The sequence below is a fragment of the Pseudomonas sp. P4_B4 genome (assembly GCF_056402255.1).
In genome coordinates this window covers 392,479-406,293 of sequence record NZ_JBFUHS010000002.1, presented here as the reverse complement: position 1 = coordinate 406,293, position 13,815 = coordinate 392,479, and the positions used below count along the sequence as shown (strand labels likewise).

Here is a 13,815-nt window from a genome sequence, read left to right as displayed (position 1 = left end):
TCGTACCAACGCCATCAAAAATATAAAACAGCTTAAAAAATATAATACATCTATTCAGTGCGCCTACTCAGCCCGCCATGGATCCAAGATTTTTTTCAGTTAAAATCCGTAATATAACCGGCTTAATGATCAAGACGCCGCTGTTCGTAAATCCAATCCACTATCTCTCCTTGAGGGGTGTATCCATGGACTGTTTCTCTCAATAATTGTCGAACGAGAGAGTAATCATCCTCATCAAGCGCCGCAAGCAGATGCTTCAGCTTGACCTTGAGGACTTCCCAGGCCAAATAATCCTCGTGAGCACTCATGATCATCGGGTGCTGAGTTGCAACTACGTTGTCACCAATCAGCAGTTCTTCGTAGAGTTTCTCTCCCGGGCGTAACCCAGTAAACTCAATGGAGATATCACCGTGCGGATTTTTTTCTGAACGAACACTTAAACCTGACAGATGAATCATTCTCTCTGCCAGCTCAACAATTTTTACCGGTTTACCCATATCCAGCACGAAAACATCACCTCCCATCCCCATAGAGCCCGCCTGAATAACCAGTTGCGCCGCCTCTGGAATGGTCATGAAGTAACGAGTGATTTTAGGATGAGTAACCGTGAGCGGGCCACCTGATTTTATTTGTTTGTGAAATAATGGTATCACCGAGCCGGAAGAACCTAAAACGTTTCCAAAACGGACCATCGTAAATCGGGTTCGATTGACTCTAGATATGCTTGCAGTGTCACCAAATAGTACCGGTGCGGGCTCCTTGCTGAGAGCTTGAAGCGTCAGTTCGGCAAGACGCTTAGTGCTACCCATGACATTTGTAGGCCGTACAGCTTTATCCGTCGAAATCAATACAAAATTAGCCACGCCTGCCTGGATTGCAGCTTGGGCTGTATTAAGTGTACCCATTACATTATTGAGTACACCCTCGGCAATATTATGTTCGACCATCGGAACGTGTTTATAAGCCGCAGCGTGATAGACGGTCTCTACATGCCATGTTGACATCACATCTAAAATTTTAGCCTTATCACGGACCGATCCGAGGATCGGAAGAATTTTCGTAGACAACGACTCCCGAACAATTCGTTGCTCAAGCTCCGACAAAATACTATAGAGATTAAATTCACTATGTTCGAGCAATAAGAGGACCGTGGGTTGCAATGACAATATCTGCCGGCACAACTCAGAACCTATAGACCCACCAGCCCCAGTAACAAGTACGACCTGTTGTTTGATGCAATGTTCGAGTAATTCATGCTGGGCAGCAACTGCATCACGCCCCAATAAGTCGGCGATATCTACTTCTTGGATATCATCGACTTTTACGCGTCCGCTAGCCAAATCCATGAACCCGGGGACAGTGCGAACATGAAGGGGATATTCCTCCAGAAAACCAAGTATTTCTCGACGACGCCCACGAGATGTGGAGGGTATCGCTAATAATATTTCCTGCACACCGGTAGCTTCAATCATCTCCTTGATATGCTTTGGTTTATAAACCTTAAGCCCAGAAATAACTCGACTGGCAATACTTCTATCGTCATCGATAAAGGCGACCGGACGCATGGCTCGTCCCATTCGCAAAGCTGCTACAAGCTGATTTCCGGCAGCACCAGCTCCATAAATGGCCACCTTAGGTAATCCGTTATCCCGGCTGGTGAAAGGAACATGTTGAGCTGCGGAAAACCAATCACCGAGAAAGTATTGACGCATGAACAGTCGAAGACCACCGATCATGACCAAACTTAGCCACCAATAATTAAAAATTATTGACCGCGGCACAATATTCTGATGATTACTATACCAATACACGACGACGCCAAGAATTAACGATGACAAACTTACCGCTTTGACGATCGTAATAAGGGCATCATTACCAAAATAGCGCATGACTGCGCGATACATTCCAAATTGAAAGAAAAGTGGAATTGCTACAAACGGCGCACTCAAAAAAAGCCAGAGATGCTGAGTGAGCGGGTTGACCATCTCATCGATGCCTAATCGGACAACAAATGCCATCCACAGGGCTAGCCACACCAACGCGACATCAGCAGCAACCTGGATCAGTCGTTTACTGCGGCGCGGAAGACCTAATAACAAAGCCCGGAATCTTTCCATAACCCCTTCGAACGCTCCAACCACACCTATTTTTATGACGCTTAGAATGCGCTCATTCCCGTACGACTGTCATTTTACACCAGTAAGAGTCGAACATCTGGGCCTGGCCTGAATTTTTCTTTCTCGCCCGGATGAAATACCTTAGCCAGAACGACCAATGGAGACTAGCAATTACAAGACCCGAACTGCCATATCGGTACCCTGTTTCGAGTGCACCAGAATATGACTCGATTGCTTATCCAACCCAAAAATTGCACGACTCATTTTAATAAGTTCGGGTCGAGCGCCAAGCAGAGTCATAATCTTAAGCATTCAACTGCCCCCCTAATAAAATCCAGCTTAAACAGGAGCACTTTGATACCAGACACATCCTGAAGGCCCGCTTTATGAGAAGTATAATCATCCAGTTCAGAAATATCTTCTTCGCCTCCAACAAAATACTTTTTATAATTTAGATTACGACTACCTGCTGGGATACGGTAATAGCGCGCCGCCAATGCGGCACTGTTATCAGGATCACAAACCAGTCAGGCGCCCGACTCAACGATCACGCAGATCTCTCTCCTTGCAAGGCCGTCATGATAGGGCAACCGGCCGCAAGATGTGATTGGACTTTACTGCATAGTGCGCAGGAGATATCTCCTCATTACTTAAACCAACCAACAAAACTGAGAAACTCTCAAATATTTATTACATGCAACCCACAGAACGTCGCTCCAACAATAACAAATTATCAAAACAGTGATTATTTTTACTGTTCCTGCCCCAACTCAAGCATGCTACCGCTGCCGAAAGTTAATATCTTCTTCCAGCCTTAACAACCTGCTAGTTTCTACCATCGAGCCCGTAGACTGAGCAGTACAGATACTCCAATAAATACCACACTAGAGTTATATCTCATCGACAAGCAAGGCAGGCAGACTAGCAGGCGCACTTCTCCTGCATTCTTGAGAAACTGCTCTATCTACCGAACTGAAAAAAGTTGCAGATATAACAAATCGAAAACGATGGATTACCGATACCCGGAAAACATCACTGAACCGTCAACCGAACGCTCATCTCTTTATAATTTACTTGGCTGACGTCCGCGACACCTTCCTGATCCTAAGCAATAGCCAAAACAATAGAGGCCCCAACACCATCCCTACCAACAGTGAAAGCACTACAATTACCGACACGGGCAATGCAGGCCCTGTCCACCCAAGAAACACCATCGAAATGGTTTGTTGGTTTTCCAGGACGAACACTAAGACCACTAAGATCAATAGCAACAACAAAACCGCAAGCATTACGCGTTTAATATTAGGCATCAGTAACAACCCAAACTCCGTTTACTATCACGACACTTCCTCCTCATCCTCATTCACCCGATCACGCAACTCCTTGCCGGGCTTGAAATGCGGAACGAACTTGCCATCGAGGCTGACAGACTGACCGGTTTTCGGATTGCGTCCCACGCGCGGTGCGCGATAGTGCAGCGAGAAACTGCCGAAGCCACGGATCTCGATGCGATCGCCGGTGGCCAGGCATTGGGACATTTGCTCAAGCATGGTCTTGATGGCCAGCTCCACATCCTTTGATGAGAGCAGTCCTTGATGGGTGACAATTCGTTCGATCAACTCCGACTTCGTCATATTTTTCCCTTCTTTTTCAAGCAGCTAGATCAGCGCTTCAAAGGTTTTAGCACGCCCGGACGATTTTGAACAGCCCATTGCATTTACCGCATTCTCTCCCTGCATGAGCGTCCGCGCCCCGGCACACAGCTCACCTACAGATAACCAACATGGTCCGTATCAATAAACCCGCAGGATTGAAGCCAAAGAAGTATTCATCTTCATCCTTGGCGTCGTCGGACCTTGCCACAACCTTGTAACCTGCCCCCTTACATTCCCTGTCAGCTCGCTTTTGACACCTCTCCCACCCCGATCCCAGCCCCGAGCAATCGATCTCGACGCCACTGACCCCGCGTACCGCATGGGTCCTTGCATTAGTCGTACAACCCGCCAATGTCAGTACGGCAATCACGACAATGAGCCTTTTCATTCACATCCTTATGCCAGACGCCTCGCCTGACCGTCGTTCGCCTTCAGGCATAAGACTAGCTGCAAATAAATGACTGATCCGATTAAAGAAAGAGACAACCTGAAGCGCCTTGGGTTTCTGCAATCCTCCCCGGGAACCAATATCCTGTTCAACCCGAGTGGTAGCACAGGAGCATCAGTAGCTAATGGCTTGTCGCGCAGGCTCTGGATTACTTCTTTCGTAAGCGACCCATAAACCACACCTGGCAAAAATGAGGTGTGGTTTATGGGTCGCTTACAATGCTCAGTCGCTCCATCCCAATCCATTGAAAGATGGCTCTGACCGTCGCCGCTTGCGCCAAGTCGATAACATACTGTGCGGGTGCGCCATCAAGTTGATTACGAATGTAGCGATAACCGTAGGGCGCAGTCGACAGCACATTGATACTGCCCCGCTTGGCTCCATGAAGCTTGCCGCGACGATGGCGCTCCATGATTTTGGCCCGCTCATACTCCGCAATCATGCCCTGCATCTGCAGCAACAACGACTCCTCCAGCGTCACGCCAATGGCATGATTGCGGAATACGACCTGTACGCCGCACGCCGATAGCTCTTCCATCAGCAATGCCTGGTGGGCATATTTTCGCGGCAGCCGGTCTGGGGGGACAGGACGTAGAGACGATCTACCAAGCCAAGTGCAGCGCGGTCTCTGAGCCGTTCCAATTGTGGGCGAATCAGCGTCGCGCCGCTGACGCCGGCGTCGATAAAGCGCATGTCCTCAACGACTTGGGCGCCATCAGCCACGATCCGCTCCATCAGCGCGGCAATCTGGCTTTCAATCGTGCCGCGTTTAGCCTGTTGGTCAGAGGATACCCGGGCATAGAGCGCCACCATCACAGCCTGGCTCATTGCTCACCTCGCTTGGCAGTACGATGCTTTTTCACAGGGGACCGGGATTGCGACAACTCTGAGGAAGTCCGCGTTTCTGTCGGTTTTAGCTGCTCGTAGACCCTCTCGAGCTCTTCACAAAAGAATCGATTTGGCTCAAAAGCCAGACGAATATGCCAGATCCGCGGTTTTCGGCTCATGACTGAATTCTCCCGTCAGTGGGGGCGATGACCTCAATGACGAGAACAATCTCGACGTCGGGGCATCCCGCATACCTCGGAGCAAAACTCTCCCTGGCAATGCACAGCCCCCATTTTATCCGAGAGTTTGCTCTATTGTTGCCGGCGCTATCTCGCCATTGTTGTCGAACATCCTGCTCAACGAACTCGATCGTGAATTGGAGCGGCGAGGCCATCGTTTCGTGCGCTACGCCGACGATGCGAACATTTATGTGCGCAGCCGTCGTGCCGGTGAGCGAGTGATGGCCGGCGTCGAGCGGTTCTTGAGGCAGCGTCTGAAACTGACGCTGAACCGGGAAAAGAGCCGGGTAGCCGGGTCATGGATGTGTGACTACTTGGGCTACGGGATGAGCTGGCATCAACAGCCAAGGCTGAGAGTGGCGACAATGAGTCTGGGTCGCTTGCGCGACCGACTCGCAGAGCTACTGCGTGGAGCGCGGGGCCACAAGATGGCGTATGTCATCGAGCGGATAAACCCCGTACTGCGCGGTTGGGCTGGCTACTTCAAGCTAAGTCAGAGCAAGCGGCCGCTGGAGAGACTGGACGGCTGGGTGCGTCGCAAGTTTCGCTGCGTCGTCCGGCGTCAATGGAAGCAGCCCTCGACGAGGGCACGAAACCTGATGCGCTTAGGGCTCAACGAAGGGCGCGCCTGCAGATCAGCGTCCAATGGCCGAGGCCCATGGTGGAACTCGGGAGCGCCACACATGAATCAGGCGTTACCGAAGAAACTGTGGGATCGACTGGGTCTGGTCTCGATACTGGATACGATAAACCGGCTTAGCCGCATAGCCTGAACCGCCGTATACGGAACCGTACGTACGGTGGCGTGAGAGGACGGCGGATGGAAATCCGCCTCCTACTCGATCACTGAGGAAACCCATGGCCAATACATATGACACCCGGGCGCTGCCCTTGGGGACGCCTGATCCACGCGCGCTTTACGACAATGCGTCGAACGTCGATGAGGCAATGAATGGACCCAAGGTATCTTGGGTTGATCGATTTGGAAATGTGCGTAAGACATGGGCAGGCATAGAAACGGATTTTGCTGCTTTCATCTTGGCAAGCGGTTTCGAGCCCGTTCATTTCACCTATGTGGCCGGCTCCCCGCTGACCGTGCAGCGACCCACACAGCTGATTGACTACGCCGGTTCAGTCTGGCGGGTGAAAACACCAGCCTCCTTCCCTGCGACATTGTCCGGGACGTGGGCCATGGACTTAGCTCGATTGGTGGACGTCGGCGATCAATCGCTGCGTCAGAGCCTCGCTGCCCAAGGCGGTCCTGCTTTGATTGGCGACCCTGTGAGCGGCACGGTAGCGCAAACACTGATATCGCTGCGTAGCCAGACGCTCGACTCGGTGGCAGCGATGCGCGCACTTACAACTGCTGTACCTACGGTCATCGTGCGTGACTATCGCGGTGGCTTCAACGCGCGGGCGAATCCTGTGCCTCGAGGCGGTGACGCCTTCGATTGGAACGCAACCAGCACAGCCGCGGATGATTCGGTCGACGTCTTCAAGCTCACCAGTGTGGCGACAGGCCGCTACATTCGCCGCCGTGCGGGTCGCCCGGTTGATCCATACGACGCTGGCGCGGTCGGCGATGGTACGACTGACGACTACGCCCCATCACAGGCAGCACGGAATGTCGCTCAAGCAGGCATTCGAAACTTTTATGTGCCCGCTGCTGATTTCTATATCAGCCAAGGCTTGACCCAAACCTCCCAACCGAAATGGTCCGGCGCTGGCAGAGGCATTGACCGCTTCATTCTCAATGGGGGCTCTGGTCTGACGGTGCCCCCACCCACCGGCCGGGCCGCAAGCCGCTTTTGGACTTGGGATAACTTCAGCCTGGTTCCGAAAACCGCTGGAACCGGCGATTTCGGAATGCGCATCAAGCTGAACGCCGGCTGCTTCCTGTCCAACTTCAGTATCGGCTACGTTGAGATCGGTGATGTTCTGGGGCGTGGCCTGGAGTTCGACAATAGCGTCAAGAATCTCGACGGGTTCTTCACAGGCGTGGTGGAGCGCTGCTGGATCAACAGCGGCATCCACGGCACCTACATGGGCGACAGCCTCACGATCCAGCACAACACGATTACCGGTCGCAACTGCGGTATCGAGGTGATCGGCTTGTCTGGCGCTCAGCAGATGGTCATCCATGACAACAACATCACGACCAACGGCGGGGCGCTGGCGTTGATCAACGTCGAACAGCCTCAAATCACGATCAATCAGTTGGAGCACCCTGGTTACTCGTCCCGCTACACGGGCATCTACGATTCGTTCATCTATCTGTCGGGTTGCTTTAAGCCTTACCTGCATCGAAACACTATCAATCCCGACAACCGTTCTGGCGACTATGCAAACAGCGTTTTGCCGTCAAGCACCATAACTACCGATAACGGCACGACCAAGACGGTGCTGAGCGGAAACGATATGAACAAGGCGCGTTTGTATCATGTGAACAATGGGGTGACAGGCGCTGTGGTGTACCTCGACAAGTATCAGACCTACTACAACGGAGCGGCTTTGGCCTCTTCTGGTACGGTCGTAGCGGAGGCTCTCGTAGGATGAAAATTCAGTACACACAATGGCCGCGCAGCGGGAAGATCAGCGCGGAGCTCGTCTACGCCGACGGTACCCATAAGGTCGGTCCTCCTTGCGATACGGAAAAGGTAGCTCTGGCTGCAGCCAAGAAGGCTGAAGCGGAGAAGTAGCCCAAGCGATCCTATGCGAGGGACGGCTGGTGTGTTATCGCAGGCCAGTCTCAAAGCTGATAGCATGCCGGCCTTCTGACTATATGTTCGCCTAAAGGACGACTGGCAATGACTTTGGCCAAGGTAATACGCTGTGCATCGCCGAAACGGATTACGTTGGCGGGGTTGGCGGGGTTGGCTCTGGTTTTGATTTCTTCCTCTGCGCTGGGCTCGTCTTTGGTAGAGTAAGCAGCTGCAGCTTGGAAAACGGCAGATCAGGAAGCGAGAGATTGTAGTATACCGGATGTGGACCTGATTGATGCGGTCCCAAAATCCGTAAGAGATCAAGAGGGGTGCCTAATCAAAGTAGGCTCACGTTCTTGGACCCAGCAAACCCAATCTGACATGTCCTGTGCGATAGCTTCTCTGGATACAGTGGGGGTGATCAAATAGGAAAGTTACGACAGGGTATGCGTCGTGGAGCTCACCCGAGCTAAGCGAGACTCGATTGTGGCAAGCGCCAGGTAGATCCCGAGTGCCCAATACACTTGCCGGCTATCGGCTTAGTATTTCAAGGAAATCAGGAATGTATTCATCATTCGTCAATCGTGGCAGTCTCTTGCTTGCCCCTGCTTTAGCGCTGTGTTCATGGACATCTTTGAATCCGTACTTTTTATGGGGCTCCAGTAGGCATATTGCACTTGCCGGACTAACGGCTGGCGTCATTGCGGTGCTCGCGTTTATCGCTGGTGATAGGCCACGCAAAAGTGAAATGATCGGCTTTGCCATGATGGCAATTTTTATAGTCTACATAAGCTTCCTCCCGAAAACGGACGGAAGCTTTACACGTTGGTATTTCGTTCTGCCGACTATGCTAGCGCTCTTCGTATTCGAAGACAGTCGAAGAGCCGAGCTTATAAAAGCATTTTCGATTATCTTCGGGTTGAGCTTGCTGCCAGGTGTTTTGGTATCGATTGGCGCCATTCTCGGGCTTCAAATCAGCTTTAATCACAGGCCGCTTCTAAACCCTGTAATGGCCGCAGCGGGGGGCTATTATCTGAATGTGCCCGGTGTGCTATTGCTTGGGAATAACGTGACGTCTCTACCATGGGGCGGAACGCTCTACCGTTTGTGTGCGGTTTATGATGAGCCGGGGATGGTGGGTACCGTTTCAGCATTTCTGCTCGCAGCCCATAGGTTCCGGATCAGGTCCACAGCCACCATCCTACTTTTCGTAGGCGGGCTGCTTTCGTTTTCTTTGGCGTTTGCAGTGCTGACAGTCGCTGGTTTTACTGCTCGGCTGGTGCTGACCCGATCTGCCACAACCTTGGCGCCTCTCGCTCTGAGCGTAGTTGCGGGGCTGCTTGCCGCAGGAGTCATCAAGCCAGATTCTTTTCACACAGAAACGAATTCGAAAGGCCCTGGAGTCGAAGTCACTGCATCGGCGCCTAGCTTGATAAGACCATTGTCTTCTCCTCCGGAGCTAGTTGCTAGCCTTCCAGAGACGCAGGCATCGGAAGCTTCGGTAGTGAAAAACACCACTGTATTACCGGCCTCAACCTTGCGTCAGACTCAGTACATAAACAATAGATCGCTTCCTGAAATGCAAAAACTGATCAATGACTATTGGTCTTCAGATTTGAAGACTCTTATGTTCGGGGTAAGCTCTGACGCTAGCGTAACGTTTGGTGGAGTCTCTCAAGTGGTAACGAGAATATTCACGGACTTTGGGATCATCGGGATGATCCTTTTTGCAGGCTCTATGATTTTGCTTGCTATCGCGCTTCTGCGTAGAGCTGATTTGCCGAAATGGGCATTACTGTTTTTCGCGCTGTTCCTGTTTAGTATATATCAGCGGCCAATTGTCTGGATGCCTTACGCGTTCACGCTGTTCATTTGTTGTCCGGTATTAGCTGGAGTTAACGTGAGGAAACGAATCAGCGTTACTTAAACGTTATGACTTCATAACAGCTTCAATCTCAACATGACCCGCTACGGCGGGTTTAATGAGATTGTCAGCCTGACCGAGAAGCCCTGCAGGTTTACGCTGCAGGGCTTTTCTCGTTTTTGGCGGAGGATCTCTCATGAACATATCGTCGCTTGTAGAAAAATGAATTAACCGCTCAGGCCACTAGGAGCGTTTTTTCACCTTGGACATAGCGCATAAGAAAAATGCCCGTATCTTGCCATACGGGCATTTTCTTTAACCGGCCAGCAGATTGCTAGGTTTTCACACAGCCTGCAATGGTCGGCCTTTTCCGTTCAACTACACGTCTAGTTCAATTCGATCTTCTCGCGATTTCTGTCCAGAAGCGCTTTACCAATCCCCTTCACTTCCAGCAGTTCATCTACTGACGCAAATGGCCCATTGCTTTCACGATATGCAACAATCGCTTTGGCCTTGGCCTCGCCTACACCCGACAATTCACGCTGCAGCGTTGCTGAATCGGCACGATTAAGATCGATTTTGCCCACTTGCCCCTTGGCGGCCACATCCAGTACCTGAGGTGCTTTGAGCACCTCAGGACTGGTCGCTGGAGCAGCGAAAGTAACGACGGGAGCACTGGTGAGAAGGGCAAAAACCAGAGAGTAGAAATAGCCTGTACGCATAATTGAAGCTCCATGACGGCGTTTTAGAAAGCAGCTTTTCCGAGGCTGCTCCTCAAACTTAGGCTATGTCATGGCGCTGTCAAAAATATGTACATTGCAAAATATGAAACAATCAGGGTTCCAGGCGTCGCTGCTGGTAGATCCAGTCGACGATTTCACCATCCGGGGAGTAGCCACTAACCGTGTCGCGCAACAACTGGCGAACACGCGCATAATCGTCTTGATCAACGGCGCGGAGCAATTCGCTCAGCTTGACCTTCAGCACATCCCAGGACAGGTAATCCTCGTTGGCAGTCATGATCATCGGGTGCTGAGTGGCAGCCACGTTGTCACCGATCAACAATTCCTCATATAGTTTTTCACCCGGACGCAGGCCCGTGAACTCGATAGAGATGTCGCCATGCGGGTTTTTTTCCGAACGGACACTCAAACCAGATAAATGGATCATCTTCTCGGCGAGCTCGACAATTCTCACAGGCTCCCCCATGTCCAAAACGAAAACATCACCGCCCTGCCCCATGGAACCCGCTTGAATAACTAGCTGCGCGGCCTCGGGAATGGTCATGAAGTATCGAGTAATCTTGGGGTGGGTAACCGTCAGTGGCCCCCCCGACTTGATCTGTTTGTGAAATAGCGGAATAACCGAACCGGACGATCCCAGAACGTTCCCAAATCGCACCATTGTGAAGCGCGTCTTGTTAACCCGAGAAACGTTGGTCGTGTCACCGAACAATACCGGTGCCATCTCTCGACTGAGCGCCTGCAGCGTCAACTCGGCAAGACGCTTGGTACTGCCCATTACATTGGTAGGCCTCACGGCCTTGTCAGTCGAAATCAATACAAAGTTGGAGACGCCGGCCTGAAGTGCCGCCTGTGCTGTATTCAGTGTGCCGATCACATTGTTGAGCAGACCTTCAGCAATATTATGCTCGACCATAGGCACGTGCTTGTAGGCCGCGGCGTGATACACCGTATCCACACGCCAGGATTTCATCACATCCAGAAGTTTTTCCTGATTGCGCACAGACCCAAGAATTGGCAAAAGACGAATCGGCAATGACTCTCGTGCAATTCGCTGTTCCAGTTCGGACAAGATGCTGTAGAGATTGAACTCGCTATGCTCAAACAGCAAAAGTGTCGTGGGCCCGAGCGCCAGGATCTGACGGCAGAGTTCGGAGCCAATGGAGCCTCCAGCACCTGTAACCAGAACGGACTGCCCCTTGATGCAGTGCTCGAGCAAATCCCCCTGAGCCGGAACAGCATCGCGGCCGAGCAGGTCGGCAATGTCTACTTCCTGGATGTCGTCGACCTTGACCCTGCCACTGGCCAGGTCCATGAATCCCGGGACACTTCGAACGTGCAGAGGAAAACCTTCGAGAAAACCAAGAATCTCGCGGCGGCGACCACGGTTGGATGACGGGATGGCTAGGAGAATTTCCTGAGCGCCCGTGTTGTCTATCATTTGTTGGATATGTTTAGGCTTATATACTTGCAGCCCAGAAATAACCCTATTGGCAATACCACTATCGTCATCGATAAAGGCAACAGGTCGCATGACCCTCCCCATTCGCAAGGCGGTAACGAGTTGATTGCCGGCGGCCCCCGCACCGTAAATCGCGACTTTTGGCAAGCCATCATCCCTGCTCGTAAACGGAACATGCTGAACCGCGCTGAACCAATCACCCATAAAATACTGGCGCATGGCGAAGCGCAATCCCCCGATCATGATAAGACTCAACCACCAGTAGTTGAATATGATCGAGCGGGGAACGACGTTCTGATGGTTGCTGTACCAGTACAACAAGACGCCCAGGATCAGGGACGATAATGTGACGGCCTTGATAATGGCAATGAGCGCATCATTTCCGAAGTACCGCATCACCGCGCGATACATACCAAAGCGGATGAACAGGGGGATTGCCACGACAGGTGCGCTGACAAAAAGCCAAACATGCTGAGTGAGGGGATTGACCATCTCGTCCAGCCCCAGACGTACAACAAACGCCATCCACAAGGCAAACCAGACCAGAAAAATATCAGTCAGAACCTGCAAAATTCGCTTATGTCGTCTTGGCAGACTTAATAAATGTGCCCGAATCTTATCCATAACCCCTCTAAACACCTCTCGAAGCTCCTAGCATTGATACAGCAACTACAGCTTTTGGTATCTCTTGTGGATAAGGCATTGCGTGATAGCCAGAGCAACCATCACGCATTGTTCGCGATTTCCAACTCGCCAGCGTGGAATTTGAAAGCCAGCGCCACCAAAGGCACATAGGCAAGAATCAATCCTGTCGCACCATCCAGGTACTGCATGACGACCAATATAGCGACCGGCAATAACCACAACAAATTGACAGCGGCTATTGCGACTGTGACCACACGATGGCTGCCGAATTTCCGTGAAGCGTACTGGTATCCATGGCTGCGATGAGCCTCATAGACCTTGTCACCACGCAACAGGCGTCGCAGCAAGGTAAAAGTGGCGTCAACAATGAATACTCCTAACAGGATAAGCCATGCCCACAAAAACACCGGTGCAGTCCATGCGGCCTGCAGGGCCAACACCGCCAGCACTATGCCTAGAAAACCACTCCCGGCATCGCCCATGAAAATACGCGCTGGCGGGAAATTCCAGACAAGGAAACCGAGTACGGCCATTGTCAGCACAAACGGGGCAATGGAGAGACTCACATGACCGCCAATCCAATACACCAGACAAGCACCGACACAGGCGCAAATCGCTTCGACGCTCGCCAGACCATCAATACCATCCATAAAGTTATAGAGGTTGAGCATCCAGACTAGAAAAAAAGCCCCGATGACATAACCAAACCATCCCAGACTTATTTCGTAACCGAACACATTGATCGGGGCCATGCCGCCAATCCAGAACAATGCCCAGATCGCACCAGCGAAATGCGCCAGCAGGCGCCACCGGGCAGCAATGTGTCCATGGTCGTCAAGAAAACCTATGACTGCAATCCACCCACCGGCTCCAAGTAGAGCCAACGCCATGGGCCAGGCCATGTCATCTACCCAGACAAGCGCCGGTAACGCAATCAGAAAACTCAGGACGATGGCCACACCGCCACCGCGCGGTGTCGGGACCGAATGTGAACTTCGTGAATTCGGAATATCTATCAAACTGCGTGCCAAGGCATATTTGCGCAATGCACCCGTGGCCAAAAATGAAACACCAACCACAGCAGCCAACAACCAAATTGTGTTCAAAGATCA

Annotated in this window: 12 protein-coding genes and 2 pseudogenes; 3 read left to right on the top strand and 11 right to left on the bottom strand. The window is 51.7% G+C overall.

The annotated features are described in order from the left end of the window. Nucleotides 1-122: 122 nt before the first annotated feature. The 8 genes and pseudogenes from AC1DVE_RS04175 to AC1DVE_RS04140 all read right to left on the bottom strand — a co-directional run bounded on the left by AC1DVE_RS04175 (nt 123) and on the right by AC1DVE_RS04140 (nt 5,048). Nucleotides 123-2,117, bottom strand: a complete 1,995-nt coding sequence (locus AC1DVE_RS04175; RefSeq protein ID WP_223456245.1) for a polysaccharide biosynthesis protein — start codon at nt 2,115-2,117, stop codon at nt 123-125. Nucleotides 2,118-2,309: 192 nt separating this feature from the next. Next, a pseudogene (locus AC1DVE_RS04170) lies at nt 2,310-2,429 on the bottom strand (UDP-N-acetylglucosamine 2-epimerase (non-hydrolyzing)); the annotation flags it as partial. Next, the gene (locus AC1DVE_RS04165; RefSeq protein WP_223456244.1) at nt 2,414-2,614 is read right to left on the bottom strand and encodes a hypothetical protein; all 201 of its coding nucleotides are present in this window, start codon (nt 2,612-2,614) and stop codon (nt 2,414-2,416) included. The pseudogene AC1DVE_RS04170 and the gene AC1DVE_RS04165, both read right to left, overlap by 16 nt. A gap of 573 nt (nt 2,615-3,187) precedes the next feature. Beyond that, complete coding sequence (locus AC1DVE_RS04160) at nt 3,188-3,427, bottom strand: lipopolysaccharide assembly protein LapA domain-containing protein (RefSeq protein ID WP_223456243.1); 240 nt, start codon at nt 3,425-3,427, stop codon at nt 3,188-3,190. Between the two features lie 27 nt (nt 3,428-3,454). Next, entirely contained in the window at nt 3,455-3,751 is a 297-nt protein-coding gene (gene ihfB, locus AC1DVE_RS04155; protein WP_108215432.1) for an integration host factor subunit beta, read from the bottom strand. A gap of 130 nt (nt 3,752-3,881) precedes the next feature. Next, on the bottom strand, nt 3,882-4,160 hold the full coding sequence (locus AC1DVE_RS04150; RefSeq protein WP_223456242.1) for a hypothetical protein: 279 nt from the start codon (nt 4,158-4,160) through the stop codon (nt 3,882-3,884). Nucleotides 4,161-4,422: 262 nt separating this feature from the next. After that, nucleotides 4,423-4,758 carry a recombinase family protein gene (locus AC1DVE_RS04145; RefSeq protein WP_263287521.1) on the bottom strand — a complete coding sequence of 112 codons (336 nt, stop codon included), beginning with the start codon at nt 4,756-4,758 and terminating at the stop codon, nt 4,423-4,425. Continuing rightward, complete coding sequence (locus tag AC1DVE_RS04140) at nt 4,758-5,048, bottom strand: recombinase family protein (protein WP_263287520.1); 291 nt, start codon at nt 5,046-5,048, stop codon at nt 4,758-4,760. Before AC1DVE_RS04140 ends, AC1DVE_RS04145 begins: the two co-directional genes overlap by 1 nt. 322 nt (nt 5,049-5,370) lie before the next feature. Here AC1DVE_RS04140 and AC1DVE_RS04135 point away from each other — a divergent pair. From AC1DVE_RS04135 to AC1DVE_RS04125, 3 genes and pseudogenes are all read left to right on the top strand, one after another. Further along, nucleotides 5,371-6,060: pseudogene (locus AC1DVE_RS04135) on the top strand (group II intron maturase-specific domain-containing protein); the annotation flags it as partial. An 85-nt stretch (nt 6,061-6,145) separates the two neighbouring features. Next, entirely contained in the window at nt 6,146-7,843 is a 1,698-nt protein-coding gene (locus AC1DVE_RS04130) for a right-handed parallel beta-helix repeat-containing protein (protein WP_223456241.1), read from the top strand. Nucleotides 7,844-8,551: 708 nt separating this feature from the next. Further along, complete coding sequence (locus tag AC1DVE_RS04125; protein WP_223456240.1) at nt 8,552-9,916, top strand: hypothetical protein; 1,365 nt, start codon at nt 8,552-8,554, stop codon at nt 9,914-9,916. A gap of 323 nt (nt 9,917-10,239) precedes the next feature. Here AC1DVE_RS04125 and AC1DVE_RS04120 read toward each other — a convergent pair whose 3' ends face one another. From AC1DVE_RS04120 to AC1DVE_RS04110, 3 genes are all read right to left on the bottom strand, one after another. After that, the gene (locus AC1DVE_RS04120; RefSeq protein WP_223456239.1) at nt 10,240-10,575 is read right to left on the bottom strand and encodes a ComEA family DNA-binding protein; all 336 of its coding nucleotides are present in this window, start codon (nt 10,573-10,575) and stop codon (nt 10,240-10,242) included. A gap of 112 nt (nt 10,576-10,687) precedes the next feature. Beyond that, nucleotides 10,688-12,682 (bottom strand): polysaccharide biosynthesis protein, encoded by a 1,995-nt coding sequence (locus AC1DVE_RS04115; RefSeq protein WP_223456238.1) that lies wholly within the window; start codon nt 12,680-12,682, stop codon nt 10,688-10,690. A gap of 101 nt (nt 12,683-12,783) precedes the next feature. Then, nucleotides 12,784-13,809 carry an MraY family glycosyltransferase gene (locus AC1DVE_RS04110; RefSeq protein WP_223456237.1) on the bottom strand — a complete coding sequence of 342 codons (1,026 nt, stop codon included), beginning with the start codon at nt 13,807-13,809 and terminating at the stop codon, nt 12,784-12,786. Between the last annotated feature and the right edge of the window lie 6 nt (nt 13,810-13,815).

Bases quoted from the DNA above. Each gene is read 5' to 3' on its own strand.
- AC1DVE_RS04175 (WP_223456245.1), bottom strand. From the start codon at position 2,117: ATGGAAAGATTCCGGGCTTTGTTATTAGGTCTTCCGCGCCGCAGTAAA.
- AC1DVE_RS04160 (WP_223456243.1), bottom strand. From the start codon at position 3,427: ATGCCTAATATTAAACGCGTAATGCTTGCGGTTTTGTTGTTGCTATTG.
- ihfB (WP_108215432.1), bottom strand. From the start codon at position 3,751: ATGACGAAGTCGGAGTTGATCGAACGAATTGTCACCCATCAAGGACTG.
- AC1DVE_RS04150 (WP_223456242.1), bottom strand. From the start codon at position 4,160: ATGAAAAGGCTCATTGTCGTGATTGCCGTACTGACATTGGCGGGTTGT.
- AC1DVE_RS04145 (WP_263287521.1), bottom strand. From the start codon at position 4,758: ATGGAAGAGCTATCGGCGTGCGGCGTACAGGTCGTATTCCGCAATCAT.
- AC1DVE_RS04140 (WP_263287520.1), bottom strand. From the start codon at position 5,048: ATGAGCCAGGCTGTGATGGTGGCGCTCTATGCCCGGGTATCCTCTGAC.
- AC1DVE_RS04130 (WP_223456241.1), top strand. From the start codon at position 6,146: ATGGCCAATACATATGACACCCGGGCGCTGCCCTTGGGGACGCCTGAT.
- AC1DVE_RS04125 (WP_223456240.1), top strand. From the start codon at position 8,552: ATGTATTCATCATTCGTCAATCGTGGCAGTCTCTTGCTTGCCCCTGCT.
- AC1DVE_RS04120 (WP_223456239.1), bottom strand. From the start codon at position 10,575: ATGCGTACAGGCTATTTCTACTCTCTGGTTTTTGCCCTTCTCACCAGT.
- AC1DVE_RS04115 (WP_223456238.1), bottom strand. From the start codon at position 12,682: ATGGATAAGATTCGGGCACATTTATTAAGTCTGCCAAGACGACATAAG.